Here is a 15079-nt window from a genome sequence, read left to right on the forward strand (position 1 = left end):
CGGCAGGCACGGTCGCCCGTGCCTGCCGACCGCCCGCCTAGGGCTTCTCCCGGTCGTGCAGGGCGCTCACCTCCTCGGCGGTGAGTGCCCTGTCGTATGCGTGGACCTCGTCCACCGCGCCGTCCCAGAAGTCGGTGTCGCCGCCGTTCCACTGGGCGCGGCCCACGGCAAGCGGTCCGGAGCCGACGTAGGCGGGGCCGGCGGTGGAGGTCGCTGCCGGTTTGCCGTCGACGTAGAGGTCGATCTCGCCCCGCGCGTCGTCACGGACACCGACGAGGTGGTACCAGCGGCCCGTGTCCGGTTTCGTCTCCAGCCGGGCGCGCTTCCCGTCGGGGGTGCTGAAGGCGAAGGCGCCCTGCCCGTACTGCAGGTAGAAGGGGCTGGCCTGGCGCCGCCCGTCCTGACTGATCGCGGTGGCGTAGTTGCCGGGGAGCGAGTCGAGCCTGACCCAGCCGGCGACGGAGTAGCTGCCGGTGGTGTCGAGCACGGGGCCGCCGGTCTCGGCGTGCTGCCCCTGTCCGTCGAACTCGAGCGCGCTGCCGCTGACGCCGGGGGTCCAGCCGGCGCCCTCGGTGAGCGTCAGGGGCTTGCCGTTGGGGCCGTCGTCCTTCGCGGTCGTGCCGGTGCCCTCGTCGAGTGTCCAGTGGCCGCCGCCCTTCAGCTGCTCCCGCTCGCCCGCGGCGGCGCCGGCCGCGATGACCTTGCGGTTGACCTCGTGCACCCGGGCCGGGTCGACCTTGATCTCCCGGCGGTCGTAGGTGTAGAGGCCGTTCAGCTCGTTCTCCAGGTCGGTGATCTGTGTGTACACCGAACCGGAGAGTTCGGCGGCGGCCTGGTCGAGGTAGAACCGCTCGGTGTTCTCCACGTACTTGCGGGTCAGCGCCTCCTTGTCGGCGACCCCGCTGTAGATCACCGTCGGCGTGCCCGGCCACATGTGGCCCGGGGTGCGCAGGGTGAAGCCGCCGTGCTCACCGTCCATGGCCGCCCGGTGGTCGGGGAACGGCGGGTCGTCGTTGTTGTAGTCGTGGTGGTCGATGATGTCGCCCTTGCCCGAGTCGCCCTTGGAGTTGCAGCAGTTGACACCGCTGTGGGCGTTGACGACGCGGGAGGGGTCGGCGGCCTTCACCGACTCGGCGATGCGACCGCTCTCCTCGCGGTTCCACTCGCCCCAGCCTTCGTTGAAGACGATCCAGCCGATGACCGAGGGCGAGTTGTGGTGCTGGCGCATCATCTCGCGGCCCTGGTCGACGAAGGCCTTCTGTCCGGTCCCGTTGGTGATGTTCCCGGAGACGAAGTCCTGCCAGACCAGCAGGCCGAGCTTGTCGGCGTGGTAGAACCAGCGCGCCGGCTCCACCTTGATGTGCTTGCGGACGGCGTTGAAGCCGAGCTTCTTGTGTGCCTCGAGGTCGAAGGCCAGCGCCTTGTCGCTGGGGGCGGTGTAGAGGCCGTCGGGCCAGAAGCCCTGGTCGAGGGTGGCGAGGGAGAAGACGGGCTTTCCGTTGAGCACCAGCTTCTGGTAGCCGCCGACCTCCTCGATCCCGATCTCGCGCATACCGAAGTAGCTGCCGACCCTGTCGGCCGACCTGCCGTCGGTCAGTCTGACGTCGAGGTCGTAGAGGTAGGGGTCGTCGGGGCTCCACAGGTGCTGTTTCGTCACGGGGAGTTGGAGCCGGCGGTTGGCAGGTCCGCTGATCTTGCCGACGACCTTCCCGCGGGCGTCGCGGGCGACGGCCTCCACGCGCGCCTTCGAGGAGGCGCCCTCGGACTCGACGGTCACCGCCAGGCTGCTGGTGTCGATGTCGGGCGTGGTGACGACGTTGTCAATGGCCGTGTCGGCGACGGGCTCCATCCAGACCGTCTGCCAGATCCCGGACGACTGGGTGTAGAAGATGCCGCTGGGACGGGTGTGCTGCTTGCCCGTCGGCTGGTCGGCGCCGCCGGTGTCGGTGACCGCGACCACGACCTCCTGCGCTCCCCTGCCCTTGAGCGCGTCGGTGATGTCGGCGCTGAACGCGGTGTAGCCACCGGTGTGTTCGGCGACTTTCTTGCCGTTGACCCAGACGCGGGCCTGGTAGTCCACGGCGCCGAAGTGGAGCTTCAGTCGCTTGCCCTGGCCGACCTTCCAGTTCTTCGGCACCTCGACGAGCTTGCGGTAGAACATGTGGTCCTCGTGTCGTTCGAGCCCGGACAGCTGGGACTCGACGGGGAACGGCACGGTGATCTTCTCGTCCAGGTTCCTGCCGAAGACCGGTTGCTCGCCCGCCTTCGCACCGCTGAACTGCCAGGTCCCGTTGAGGTTCTTCCACTGGGAGCGCACCTGCTGCGGGCGGGGGTGCTCCGGCAGCGGGTTCTTCCTGTCCAGCTTGTCGCCCCACGGTGTGGTGAGCCGGTGGCCGGAGGCGTTCGTGGCGTAGCGGACGATCCGGGGCACGGTCTTGCCCCCTGCCGTCAGCCCGCCTTCGCCGTCGTAGGTGAACCGGACCTGCTGGTTCTCCTGGATGGGCTTCGCGAGCGTGACGAGGAGGGAGGCGCGGTCGCCGGGGGCGGCCTTCACCGACGTGACCGGCATGGCGGTCGTGTCGGCCTCGATCTTCAGGTGCTCGGCGACCTCGTCGAGGTCGCCGACCCGTTCCTCGAAGCGGGCGCGCAGCCGCTTGCCGTCCTCGGTGACCGACAGGTCCACCGGAAAGACCTCGAAGCCGGCGGGCGGTGTGAACGCCGACTCGGGGACGAGCTGCTTGGGCGTCGTCGGGCTCGACCAGCGCAGGAACATGTTCGACCCGCCGAGGTCCTGGAACATCTCCAGCCGGAAGGTGTGCTTCTCACCGGCGGCCAGCCTGATCGGCTCGCTGGTCTGTTCCCTGTCCCAGTCCGGCTCCCAGTGGTCGATGACCGGCTTGTCGTCGATGAAGAGGCGGAATCCGTTGTCGCCGATGGCGTAGAACGTGTAGTCGCCGGTCGTCGGCGTCTCGATCTGCCCCGTCCAGCGGGCGGTCGTGTGCTCCGTCCTCCCGGTCAGTTCCTCGAAGGTGCTCGTCAGGCCGGAGAAGTTGATCTGCGGCTCCAGGAGGGTGCCGCCGAGCTCGGCGAAGTCCCTGGCTCCCGGCGCGGACATGCTGAAGTACTCGCCCTTCAGGCCGTGCTGCTCGACGGCGGCATCGGCTGCCGCACCGGCGGTACGCGCGGACGTGCTGCTGCTCGCGGGTTCCGCGGCCGCCGCGGCGGGAACCGCGGCGCTCGTGGGCAGGACCAGGGCCGCGGCGGTCAGCAGAGCCCACCATCGGGCTCTCGGGCGGGTGTGTTGTCTTGTCATCGAACCTTTCCTCGCGCAGGGGGCTTGGAGACAGGACGAAACGGACTGCATCAGGTGAACGGCCGGGCCGGTTGAGGGTGTTCACCGGCGGCAGACGCGGGCCCGCCGGTACGGCACGGCACCGGCACTGCGATGGCCAGAGAACCTTTCAACGTTGGAAATTCACTGTGCAGCGGAATGACAACACGTCGCCCGACGACTGTCCAGACCTCGCGCACAGCCGGCCGGCCGTCAGGAACCGGCACCGCCGGGGCGGGCCGACGGTCTTCGCGGGCGCGTGAGGGGGCATACAACAGGGGATGTTCACGGCGGGCTGCCGCTGTCGCACCGGCCCGGACGGGGGCGGGGTGCCGCGGCGGGCCACGGAGGACTGTGGCGTGCCGCGGCGGCGCAGGCCTCAGGGAATGCGGGCGACTCCGACGTACAACGGGATCTGCTCACTTCGGCTGTGCTGCTCCCCGGACTCCGGGTGCCAGCGCTCCGCGAGTTCTATGCCGAGGGCGATCAGCTCGAGTCCCGTGAAGAACCTGCGGCGTTGGTGGTGAGCGAGCTCCTTACCGGGACTCTTGCAGAAAGCCCCGGCGTTCACGCCGGGGATGAATGCATCTCAGGACTGCTCTGACGTGTACCTTTAGGCCAGGGAGCACGTCAACAACGCCGTCCTCCACACGAGCAGCCGGAGAATCGCCTGCACCCTGGGAGCCACACCGGACCTGGTGCTGATCCAGGTCACGGACGACGGCAGCGGCCCGTCCTCGCCCCGGACGCGGCGGGCCGGTTCCCGGGACGAGGCCGGACGCGGGCTGCTGCTGGTCAGGGCCCTGTCGGAGTGCTGGGGGGTGGGGGTCGCCGAGTACGGGGGCGGCCGGACCGTCTGGGCGACGCTGCGCACGACTCGCTCCTGAGCGTGCCACCGGTCCGCCCGCGCCTGCTGTCGGTCGCCGCCCGGCCCGTGCTCCGACATCATGGGCCAAACAGAACTCCGCTGCCGGACCTGCGGTACAGAACCACGTTCTGTACCGCAGGTCCGGCAGCGGAGGGAGCAACACCGGAAGCGGCAGCGGCAGCAACGGAGCGGGGCACGCGGGCCGGCCCAAGCGGACGGACGCCCGGCGCAACGAGAAGACACTGCTCGACGTGGCGGCCACCGTCTTCGTCACCTCGGGCGTGGATGCGCCGGTGCGCGCCGTCGCGGCCGAGGCCGGTGTCGGGGGGCACGATCTACCGCCACTTCCCGACCCGGGCCGATCTCATCATCGCCGTCTACCGGCACCAGGTCGAGGCCTGCGCCGAGGCCGGTCCGGCCCTGCTGGAGAGCAGCGCGACGCCGCACGCAGCGCTGCGGGAATGGATCAGTCTCTTCGTCGACTTCCTGGTCACCAAGCACGGAATCGCCGGTGTGCTGCAGTCCGACAACGCCGGCTTCGAAACCCCGCACGCCCATTTCCTCGACCGGCTCGTGCCCGTGTGCTCCCAGCTGCTCGCCGCCGCGACCGCATCCGGGAAGATCCGCTCCGGCGTGGAGGCATACGCGCTCATGCGCGGCGTAGGGAACCTCTGCATCGGCGCGGACAGCGATCCCCGCTACGACGCACGCCGGCTGGTCGACCTCCTCGTCACCGGGCTGCGGCAGCCGAGCTGACGCCCACGGGTGCCCCTTTTCGCCGTTGCGTTCCCGTGCCGGAAGGCCGCGGCCGTAAAGCGCTGACTGCGGCCTCCCCGTTACCCTTGTTACCGCTTCGCCGACCGGCTGGTGCCCCCTCGCGGGCCGCTGCGGCCGGGTGTCAGTCGGTACGACGGTGGATCGACTTGAAGGCGACGTACTGGGACAGGCCCTCGATCCCGTACTCGACGCCGAGACCCGAGTCGTGCCGGCCGCCGAAGGGCGCGTTGTGGTTGGAGCCGAAGAAGTTCACGCCGACGGATCCGGTGTCCATGCGTTCGGCGACCGCCTGCGCAGCCGCCCGGTCGGCGGAGAACACGACGCCGCCCAGCCCGAACGAGGTGTCGTTCGCTAGGGCGACGGCCTCGTCCACGTCGTCGTACCGCAGGACGCTCAGCACTGGTCCGAAGACCTCCTCGCGGGCGATCCGCATGTCCGGGGTGACGTCGGCGAAGACGGTCGGCTCGATGAACCAGCCCTGGTCCGTTTCCGCGGGACGTCCTCCGGTGGTGGCGCGGGCCCCTTCCGCGTGAGCGGCTTCGAGGTGGCCGCGCACCACGTCGTACTGCGCCTTCGAGGCCATCGGTCCGAACACGGTGCCCTCGTCGAAGGGGTCGCCCTGCGGGGCGGCCGCCACCGTGCGGGTGACCCTGTCGACCACCTCCTCGTAGCGCGCGGACGGGGCCAGGATGCGGGTGGAGATGTAGCAGGTCTGCCCGGTGTTGCGCAGGCAGGTGCGGATCAGTGCCGAGGCCATCTCTCCGAGGTCGGCGTCGGGGAGCACGATCGCCGAGGACTTGCCGCCGAGTTCGAGGGTGACCGGCCGGAGCAGGTCGCCGCACGCGGCCGCGATGCGGCGGCCGACCGGGGTCGATCCGGTGAAGGCCACCTTCGCAGTGAGTGGGTGCCGTACCAGCCGGTCGCCTGTGTCGCCGCCGCCGGTGACCAGGTTGACCACCCCGGGCGGGAGGCCGGCGGCCTCGCACGCCTCGACCACGCACCGGATCGACAGCGAGGTGACGGGCGCGGGTTTCATGACGACGGTGCAGCCGGCGAGCAGGGCGGGGGCCAGCTTGACCACCATGAGGTTGATCGGGAAGTTCCAGGGGGCGATCAGCACGCACGGTCCCACCGGGTCCTTGCGTACGACGGTTTCGGCGCCGCCCGCCGGGAACGGCCGGACGTCCTCGGTCTCCAGCCAGGACGCCAGCCCGGCGACGTGCCGCAGAATGCCGGCGGCATTCGCGGCGGCGCCGCGGGTCTCGCTGATCGGGGAGCCGTTCTCGAACGTGTTGACCGACGCGGTCTCCGCGGCGCGGGCCTCGACCTCGTCGGCGATGCGCAGCAGCAGCGCGGCCCGCTGCGACGGCGTGGTGCGTGACCACGGGCCGGTGCGGAAGGCCCGGTCGGCGGCGGTGAGCGCGGCGTCGACGTCGTCGGCCGAACCGTCCGGTACCGATCCCCAGGTGCGGCCGGTGGCCGGGTCGACCAGCGGGAGCCGCGCGGTGGCGGTCGAGCGGGTCCAGGCGCCGTCGACGTAGTGGTCGTCGACGTGAGTCCACCGGGGCTCGGGCCGTACGGCCGCCGGGCGGGCGTGGAGGGTGCTCATCGGATCACGGCCGTTTTGAGCAGGGCGCGCGAGCGGTTGAGGGTGGCGGTGGCCATGGCGACGGCGGGGGCGGTGAGCAGTTCCGGGATGATCTCCGCCTCGAGGCGGTCGCTGTAGACAGCGGGGTCCATGCGGAACCAGCCGGACGCCAGGGCGATCCCGGCGTGGTCGAAGCGCCACAGCCGGTCGGCGTCCCGGACCAGCGCGTCCTCCAGCGAATACGCCTCCTTGCGGGTGTCGTGCCCGTCGATGATCGCGCAGACCTCGTGCACGAACGCGTCGTCGTAGCCGAGCGGGGGCAGTACCTCGCGGGCGATAACACAGCCCTGCCGCTCGTGCTCGAACCGGATCTCGGCCTTGCGCCAGTCGCCGGAGAAGCCCTCGGCGAGGATGCGCTCCTCGTCGACCCTCCCCCACCCGGTGTCGTGCAGCTGGATCGCCACCCGCACCAGCTGCCGGTCGGCGCCGGGGAAGGCGTCGCACAGGCGTTCGGCGTAGGCCAGCGAGATGGGCAGGTGGATGTCGTTGCCGCGCGTGCGGGTCTCGGGGACGACCGCCTTCCAGATCGGGTCGAGGTCGTCACCGGTGGCCGGGGTCAGGGAGATCGGTGAGGTGTCGACCGTTCCGGGCGCTTGTATGGGGCGCTCGGTGGGCAGCGCGGTGGGCATGGTGTTCCCTTTCTCAGTCGGCCGCGACCAGGGCGGCCGGGTCGACGGTCACTGATGTGAGCTGGACGGACGGGTCCCCGGCGGCGTCGTACGGGATGGACTGGCCCTTGGACAGCGCGCTGCGGACGGCCATGAAGTCCAGCGGGCTGTTGACGCAGTCGGCGGCCAGGATGCGCTCGCCGCGGTAGTAGAGGACCGAGTGCTTGCCCCGCTCGGGGGCGGCGCGGACCAGGGTGCGGTCGTGGCCGGTGGACAGCCCGGCGATCTGGAGTTTGATCGTGCCCTGGTTGGACCAGAACCAGGGAATGCCGGCGTACTCCTCGCGGCGGCCGGTGATCGCGTAGGCGGCCACCTTGGCCTGCTCGATGGCGTTGTTGACGCTCTCGAAGCGGACGCGGTCGCCTTCGGGGGCGCCGGGGACGGGGTTGGGCAGGTTGGCGCAGTCGCCGACGGCGACGGTGACTTTGTCGCAGGCCAGGGCGGACTCGTCGACCCGTATGCCGTTGTCGCACACCAGGCCGATGGATTCGGCGAGTTCGGTGTTGGGGATGACGCCGACGCCGACCAGTACCAGGTCGGCGGAGATCACCCGGCCGTCGGCGAGTTCGACGCCGCCGACCCGGTCGCCGCGCGGGACGATCCGGCGGACCGAGGCCCCGAGGAGGATGTCCAGGCCGGCGGCCCGGTGGTGGTCGAGGAGGTATGCCGAGGTCTCTTCGCCGACGGCCCTCGGGACCAGCCTGGGCGCCGCCTCGATCAGGGTGACCGAGCGGCCCATCCTGGCCAGGGACGCGGCGGCCTCGAGGCCGATGAAGCCGCCGCCGATCACGACCGCCTCGCGCACGCCGGGTACCCGGGCCTTGAGTTCGAGGGCGTCGTCGGCGTTGCGGAGGTAGAGCACACCGGGCAGGCCGACGCCGTCGAGCAGCAGCCGGCGGGCGCGTGCGCCAACGGCCAGGGCAAGCCGGTCGAACGCGAAGTCGGCGCCCGACATGGAGTGGGCGACGCCCGAGCCGTCGTCGTTCTTGTCGATGCGGATGATGCGTTCGTTCTTCACCACGTCGATGCGGTGTTCGGCCCAGTACTCCTGGGTGCGGAACATCAGTTTCTCGTTGGTGATCTCGCCCTGCAGCCATTCCTTCGACAGGGCGGGCCTCTGATAGGGGCGGTGGTTCTCGTCGCCGAGCAGGGTGACCGGTTCCTCGTACCCGAGGGCCCGTAGGGAGGTGGCGAGCGAGACGCCTGCCTGTGAGGAGCCGATGATCAGCAGTCCGTCAGCCATGATCGCTCACACCTGGGTGGTCGGAGTGGTCACGTGCAGGTCGCAGCCCTCGGTGACCTTGAGCTGGCAGGAGAGGCGGGAGGTGTCCCGCCGTTCGTCGGCGGCGCCCCAGAGCATTTCGTCCTCCATCTCCTCCGGCGGCGGGAGCTGGTCGAGTCCTGCCCGGTCGACGTAGACGTGGCAGGTGGCGCAGGACAGGGAGCCGCCGCATTCGGCGACGATTCCGGGTACGCCGTTGCGGACCGCGGTCTCCATGACCGAGTCGCCGACGTTGGCCGCCACCGTGCGGGACGCGCCGGTGTGGTCGGTATAGGTGACCTGGGGCATGACTTTCCTCCTGGATCGAGGTCAGATGAACTGACGGCCGCCGTCGACGACCAGGGTCTGGCCGGTGACGAAGTCGCTGTCGGGGCCGGCGAGGTAGAGCGCGGCGCCGACGATGTCCTCGGGCCGGCTGGCCCGCCGCAGGGAGCCGCGGTCGACGCCGTAGGACTCGGCGTCCTCGAGCAGGCCGCGGCTCGCCTCGGTGAGCGTGAAGCCCGGCGCGATCGCGTTGACGGTGATCGAGCGGCGGCCGAGCTCCTTGGCCATCACGCGGGTGAGCGCGATGACGCCGCCCTTGGAGGCGACGTAGTGCGCCCAGTTCGCCGAGCCGCTGTAGACGGTGGCCGAGGAGAGGTTGACGACCCGGCCGCCTTCGGGCAGGTACGGGCTGACGGCGCGGGTCATCAGCCACGGACCCTTGAGGTTGACCGCCATCACGAGGTCCCATTCCGCGGGGTCGATGTCCTCCAGCGGCGAGCGGGTGACGGTGCCGTACACCGCCGCGTTGTTGACGAGGACGTCGATCCGGCCGCCACCGAAGTCCGCGACCCGCACGGCCAGTTCCTCGGTGGAGTCGGTGTCCGTGACGTCGACATGCCCGTGCCAGGCGTCGGCTCCGGCGTTCTGGACCTGGCGGGCCGTCTCCTTGACGCCGTCGGTGTCGAGGTCGGCGACGGCGACGCGGTAGCCACGGCCGGCGAAGCCGAGGGCGAAGGCCCGGCCCAGGCCGCCCGCGGCACCGGTCACGAGGACGGTGCGGGCGGGCGCCTGAGAGTTGGGGAGCGACATGGTGGCTCAGCTCTCCAGGATCTCGACACGGCCGGCGGTGCCGTCGACGCGGATGCGCTGGCCGGTGCGGATGGTGGTCGAAGCGGAGCCGGTGCCGGTCACGGCGGGCAGGCCGTACTCGCGGCAGACGATGGCGGCGTGGCTCATCATGCCGCCGATGTCGGTGACGGTCGCCTTGATCTTGCCGAAGATCGGGCCCCAGGACGGCGCGGTGATCGTGGCCACGAGGATCTCGCCGTCCTGGACCTCGCCGAGCTGGTCGGCGGAGGTGATCAGGCGGGCCACGCCCTCGACCACGCCCGGCGAGGCGGCCATGCCGGTGATGGCACCGTCGTCGCCCTCCTCCCCGGCCAGCCACTGCTGGACCTGGTCGGTGGTGATGCCGTAGAGCATCATCGTGAAGGGCTCGGTGATCTGGGCGGGCGGGGTGTTGAGCGCCGGCTGCGGGCGGCGGGTGGAGAGCGCGTCGATGATGCCGCGGCGCCGCTCGATCTCGGCCGGCCAGTAGTGCGGGCCGGTCGGCTCGGCGCCGACGGCCCAGCCGGTGACGAGGTCGAAGATCGCGTCGCGGACCTCGTTGCGGTTGAGGTAGAGCATGTCGGCGGGGTCGGCCCAGAAGCCGGCGTCGGTGAACACGTGGGCGAGCTCACGGACCTTGCGCCAGAAGACGCCCATGGTCCAGTGCTCGATGTAGAAGTTGTGGTTCTCGACGTAGGGGTAGGCGGTGGCCGCGAGGCCGCGCTTGGCGTCGAACTGCTCCCGCACGTCGTCCTGCAGCAGGTCGCTGTACTCCCCGACGATCCGCTCCTTCTCGGCGATCAGCTCGGCGACGGGCCGCATGATGTCCTGCCCCTCGTCGAGGCGGCGGATGTAGTCCTTGATGTAGCCGAGCGGGATCTCCTGGTGCTCCAACCAGTACTTGTCGTGGCCGTAGAAGCCGTTGCCGACGGTGAAGTTGAACCACGGGTCCTGCGCGGCCTGGTACACCGCGAGCCACTCCTCGCCGCCGGCGTCGCGGACCGCGCGCAAGGTGCCCTCGACGTCGTCCGGGTCGGCGAACGCCGACTGGAGCCTCATCTCCACCGCCTTGACGGCGAGCTTCTTCAACTCGTCGTCGGGCCGGAACAGTTCCATGTCGACGCCCTGCACCATCTTCGCGATGGCCTGGTCGGGGATGCCCGGGAACACCTCCTTGCAGAAGCCGAAGAAGTCGAGGTAGGCGAGGTATCCGAGGTTGAGGAACTCGAAGTGGTACTGCCAGTTGCGGTAGAGCAGGGCGATCAGGCGGTCGTAGTTCTCCATCAGCACCTGGGAGCCGTCCATGGCCTTGCCGGAGACGATGTCGTCGAACGGCACGACGTCGGGCAGCGCGGTGAACTCGAGCTCCTCCATCTCGTCGATCGTGGCGCGGACCTTGGAGTGCCAGGCCTCCAGCAGACTGTCCCAGTTCTGGAAGTAGTGGCCGGCGCGGCGCTCGAACTCCGGTACGCGGGCGGCGATCTCGCCTTCCGGCACCGGCACCGGGCTCATGTACAGATAACCGAGGTGGATCTTGAACTCGATGCCGTTCGCCGGCGGGATCAGCAGGTGGCGGGTGTTGTACTGGCCGAGGCACTTGACCGCGAACTCGCCGCCGATGGTCTCGAACGGTTTGAACACCGTGGGCCAGTGCTGGCTGTCGCAGAACCAGAACTTCTCGTCGCCGCCGGGGGCGTTGTCGAAGACGAGGTTGTAGGGGTAGAGCTTCTCCCACCCCTGCGCACCGGCGGGCACCTCGATCTCCGAGGGCTTCGGGAAGGACTTCATGGTCTGTTCGATGGTCATGCGGGTTCCTCTGCGGTTCGGGCTCAGCGGCCGGTGAGGGAGAAGGTGAGACCAGTCATGGAGAAGCCGGTCGGGCCCGAGGCCCTGGGGGCGGCCGGAGCGGCCGGAGCGGCGGAGTGCACCGTCTCCGGGCGGGACTGCAGGAGCAGGAGGTTCTCGCCGCCGGGCAGGTCGGCGTCGAATGCCCACTCGACGTCCTGCGGGCAGCCGTAGTGCTTCTCGGCCCGTTTGGCCAGGGTCGCGACGGCGAGCAGTTCGTCGTCGGTCAGGCAGCGGACCGCGCGGCGGTCCGGCTCGACCTCGCGTTCGACGAGTGAGCCGGTCCGCGGGTCGGGGACGAGTTCGGCGTGCTTGTCGCCGATGTGCTCGCCGACCACGGCGAGCATGACCTTGTCGAGCAGGATGTTGTCGGGAGTGACCTGCCCGGAGACCACCATCTCGCCGACTCCCCACGAGGCGTCGATCACGATCTTGGAGCGGTCGCCGTTGGCGGGGTCGAGGGTCATCGCGACGCCCGAGGAGCGGGCGTTGACCATCTTCTGCACCGCGACGGCCATCGACAGGTCCTGTTCGGGGATGTTGTTGCGCAGCCGGTAGATGATCGCCCTGCTGGTGTAGAGCGAGGCCCAGCACCGTCGTACGTGCTCACGCACCGCGGGGTAGCCGGTGAGCCAGAGGTAGGTGTCCTGCTGGCCGGCGAAGCTGGCGTCGGGGAGGTCCTCGGCGGTCGCGGACGAGCGGACCGCGACCGGCACCTCGTCGGGGAACCGCGACATCAGGGTGTCGTAGGCGTCCCGCAGCATGCCGTGCATGTCGTCGGGGACGTCCCGGGCCTCTATGGCGGCCCGGATCCTCGCCGACACCCGGTCGACGCACGCGACGTCGTCGGGGTCGATCTCGGCGAGTGCGGCCTGGATCTCCTCGCGCAGTCCGCTGCCGTCGACGAAGCGGTCGAAGGCGGCCGTGGTCACGGCGAATCCGGGCGGTACGGGCATGCCGGCGGTGGTCATGGAGACCAGTGAGGCGCACTTGCCGCCGAGCAGTTCGAGTGCCGGCGCGTGGCCGCTGTCGAAGAAGACGATGGAGTCGTTCACGGGTCAGTCCTCCCAAGTCACCCTGACCGCGGCGGGCGCGCGGAAGGAGAGGTTGTCACCGAAGTGGATGTCGGAGTCGCCGGCGAGGCGGAGGCCGGGCGCGAGGCGGGCGGTCTCCTCGAGCGTGATCTTCGCCTGGAGCTTGGCCAGCATGTTGCCGAGGCAATAGTGGATGCCGAATCCGAAGGACAGGTGCTCACGGGCGTTGGCCCGGCCGATGTCGAAGGACTCGCCGTCCTCGAAGCGGGACGCGTCGCGGTTGGCCGAACCCATCAGCAGCAGGATGTCGGCGCCCTTCGGGACCGCCACACCGCCGATCTCGGCGTCGCGCAGGGCCTTTCGGCGCCAGCCGACGATGGAGGGGCTGTAGCGCAGCACCTCGTCGACCGCGCCGGGAATACGGCGGGGGTCCTCGACGACCTGCCGCCACTGGTCGGGGTGGGACAGCAGTACCCGCAGGGCGTTGGAGATCAGTGTGGTGGTGGTCTCATGTCCGGCGAAGAGCAGTGAGTAGCAGACCGAGGCGATCTCGTGGTCGCTGATCGGGTCGCCCTCGGCCTGCATCCGGACCATGTCGCCGACCAGGCTGTCCCGCTCGGTCTCGTGGGCCTCGGCGACCAGCCGGCGGCATTCCGCCCAGTACTCGACGAGGTTGCGGGCGTGCGGCACCTGTTCCTCGTCGGAGAGGTCGCCCCACGTCATGGCCGAGCGGGAGTCCGACCAGCGCTTGAAGGTGTCGATCTGCGAGACGTCGGCGCCGATCAGGGTGAGGATGGTGATCGTCGGGACGTCGTAGGCCAGGTCTCGGACCAGGTCGCCGCGGCGCTCGGGGCGGGCCAGCATCGCTTCGAGCAACCGTACGACGTTGGCGCGGATGTCGGGTTCGAGCACCTTGAACCGGCGCGGGGTGAACGCCTTGGCGGCGACCTTGCGGATCCGGGTGTGCTCCGGGGGGACCCGGGCGGAGAGGCCGGAGTAGGCGGTGAAGCCGCCTTCCTCCATGATCTGCTTCGCCTGTGGACCGCGCTCGCGCACCGGCGCCTGGGCGTTCTCGGAGGAGAAGGTCTCCCAGTCCTCGAAGACGGCCTTGATGTCGTCGTACCGGCTCACCACCCAGCAGCCGATCCGCTCGTCGTACCTGACCGGCTCCTCCGCGCGGAGGGCGGCGTACGACGGGAACGGGTCGTCCTGGGCGAAGGGCTCGTAGCCGTGATGGAGCGGACAGCCCTGGGCCGTGCCGGCCGGGGTCTGGGTCGACGTCATCGTCGCGCCTCCTGTTCGTCTCGTCGCCGTACGACGACCGGCCCATCGTGACCCCGGCCACACCAGGAGGTCCACGCGCCACTTCCGTTGAGCGGAAGTGGGTCCGCCGGGAGGAAGCGGGTGGCGCAGGGTCGGGTGGCTTGGCGCCCAGCCGGGCAGCGGATTCGGCGGGCGGGACGGGTCAGGGGCTGGGTGGGACGCACGGGACGGGACACGACGTGAGGCCGGCGTCCAGGACAGGTCAGAAGGCTGGTAAGGGTGTTCCGGACGAGCCGGGAACCGGGTCCGGGAACCGGGTCCGGGGTCCGGGGTCCGGGGTCCGGGGTCCGGGGTCCGGGGTCCGGGGTCCGGGGTCCGGGGTCCGGGGTCCGGGGTCCGGGGTCCGGGGTCCGGGAAAGGTCAGGAGGTGGAGCCGGCGTCCGGGCCGGAGCGCGGATTCCGGCGGCCGGACCGTCGCGGGATGCGGACGAGGCTGGGCTGGGGACGGGCCGCGGCCACCTCGATACGGCGCGCGACGCCCCGCAGGGTCGGCAGGTGGCGGGTCATGGCGGCCGCGTTGCTGGACAGCATGACCAGGCCGATGGCGGCCGGATGGGGTTCGATGCGGACCGGGACGGCGATCGAGCACGAGCCCTCGCGGACCTCCTCCTGGGTGGTCGCGAAGCCCTCGTCGCGGACCTTGCGCAATTCCGCGGCCAGCCGTCCGGGATTGACGTGGGTGTACCGGGTGGCCGCCTGGAGCCGGTGGGCGAGGTACGCCTCGCGTACCCACTCCTCCTCGTGGGCCAGCAGCACCTTGCCGACCGCGGTGGCGTGCAGCGGCAGGCGCCCGCCGACGCGGGAGGCACGCGGGACCCGGGTGGAGCCGTAGATCCGGTCGATGTAGAGCGCCTCGTCGCCGTCCCGGATGGCGAGGTGCGCGGTCTCGTGGGTGAGTGAGAACAGGTCCTGCAGGTAGGGCCGCGCGGTGTCGCGCAGGTGTCGTCCCGCGTTCTGGGCGACCTCCCACAGGCGCAGGCCCACGGTGTAGCGGCCCTGTTCGTCGCGCTCCAGCGCGCCCCACTCGACGAGCTCCCCGACCAGGCGGTGCGCGGTGGGCAGGGGCAGGTCGGCGTGCTCGGCGAGGTCGCTGAGGGACAGCGCGGTGGGTCCGCTCTCGAAGGCGCCGAGGAGGGCGAGCGCCTTCGAGGTCACCGTGCGGCCGTCACCGCGCATGGCACCTCCAGAGATCGTCGGGGTGGCATCGTCGC

11 protein-coding genes and 2 pseudogenes are annotated in these 15079 nt (G+C 70.5%); 2 read left to right on the forward strand and 11 right to left on the reverse strand.

The genetic code is table 11. The features are described 5' to 3' along the window. Positions 1-37: 37 nt before the first annotated feature. Together ACFPZI_RS09125 and ACFPZI_RS09130 are read right to left on the reverse strand one after the other, a co-directional pair. On the reverse strand, positions 38-3313 hold the full coding sequence (locus tag ACFPZI_RS09125; protein ID WP_381360656.1) for a LamG-like jellyroll fold domain-containing protein: 3276 nt from the start codon (positions 3311-3313) through the stop codon (positions 38-40). A gap of 397 nt (positions 3314-3710) precedes the next feature. Then, the gene (locus ACFPZI_RS09130) at positions 3711-3902 is read right to left on the reverse strand and encodes an SAM-dependent methyltransferase (protein ID WP_381360658.1); all 192 of its coding nucleotides are present in this window, start codon (positions 3900-3902) and stop codon (positions 3711-3713) included. Positions 3903-3963: 61 nt separating this feature from the next. Here ACFPZI_RS09130 and ACFPZI_RS09135 point away from each other — a divergent pair. After that, positions 3964-4218, forward strand: a pseudogene (locus tag ACFPZI_RS09135) (ATP-binding protein); the annotation flags it as partial. A 223-nt stretch (positions 4219-4441) separates the two neighbouring features. Beyond that, positions 4442-4955: pseudogene (locus ACFPZI_RS09140) on the forward strand (TetR/AcrR family transcriptional regulator). Between the two features lie 142 nt (positions 4956-5097). Here ACFPZI_RS09140 and ACFPZI_RS09145 read toward each other — a convergent pair. From ACFPZI_RS09145 to ACFPZI_RS09185, 9 genes are all read right to left on the reverse strand, one after another. Further along, a complete protein-coding gene (locus ACFPZI_RS09145; RefSeq protein ID WP_381360661.1) occupies positions 5098-6585 on the reverse strand; it encodes an aldehyde dehydrogenase family protein in 1488 nt (495 codons plus the stop codon). Continuing rightward, complete coding sequence (locus ACFPZI_RS09150; RefSeq protein WP_381360664.1) at positions 6582-7253, reverse strand: HD domain-containing protein; 672 nt, start codon at positions 7251-7253, stop codon at positions 6582-6584. Before ACFPZI_RS09150 ends, ACFPZI_RS09145 begins: the two co-directional genes overlap by 4 nt. 13 nt (positions 7254-7266) lie before the next feature. Beyond that, positions 7267-8535, reverse strand: coding sequence for an NAD(P)/FAD-dependent oxidoreductase (locus ACFPZI_RS09155; RefSeq protein ID WP_381360667.1), 1269 nt, complete (start codon positions 8533-8535; stop codon positions 7267-7269). 6 nt (positions 8536-8541) lie between these two features. Continuing rightward, complete coding sequence (locus tag ACFPZI_RS09160) at positions 8542-8862, reverse strand: 2Fe-2S iron-sulfur cluster-binding protein (protein ID WP_381360669.1); 321 nt, start codon at positions 8860-8862, stop codon at positions 8542-8544. A gap of 21 nt (positions 8863-8883) precedes the next feature. Then, on the reverse strand, positions 8884-9648 hold the full coding sequence (locus tag ACFPZI_RS09165) for an SDR family NAD(P)-dependent oxidoreductase (protein ID WP_381360672.1): 765 nt from the start codon (positions 9646-9648) through the stop codon (positions 8884-8886). Between the two features lie 6 nt (positions 9649-9654). Then, on the reverse strand, positions 9655-11472 hold the full coding sequence (locus ACFPZI_RS09170) for a PEP-utilizing enzyme (RefSeq protein ID WP_381360675.1): 1818 nt from the start codon (positions 11470-11472) through the stop codon (positions 9655-9657). Between the two features lie 23 nt (positions 11473-11495). Further along, positions 11496-12566 (reverse strand): PEP/pyruvate-binding domain-containing protein, encoded by a 1071-nt coding sequence (locus ACFPZI_RS09175; protein WP_381360677.1) that lies wholly within the window; start codon positions 12564-12566, stop codon positions 11496-11498. A gap of 3 nt (positions 12567-12569) precedes the next feature. Continuing rightward, positions 12570-13829: a cytochrome P450 gene (locus tag ACFPZI_RS09180; protein ID WP_381360680.1), complete on the reverse strand. Its 1260-nt coding sequence runs from the start codon at positions 13827-13829 to the stop codon at positions 12570-12572. 399 nt (positions 13830-14228) lie between these two features. Then, a complete protein-coding gene (locus ACFPZI_RS09185) occupies positions 14229-15044 on the reverse strand; it encodes an IclR family transcriptional regulator (protein ID WP_381360683.1) in 816 nt (271 codons plus the stop codon). Between the last annotated feature and the right edge of the window lie 35 nt (positions 15045-15079).

Source organism: Streptomyces chlorus (genome assembly GCF_042655885.1).
Classification (GTDB): Bacteria; Actinomycetota; Actinomycetes; order Streptomycetales; family Streptomycetaceae; genus Streptomyces; species Streptomyces chlorus.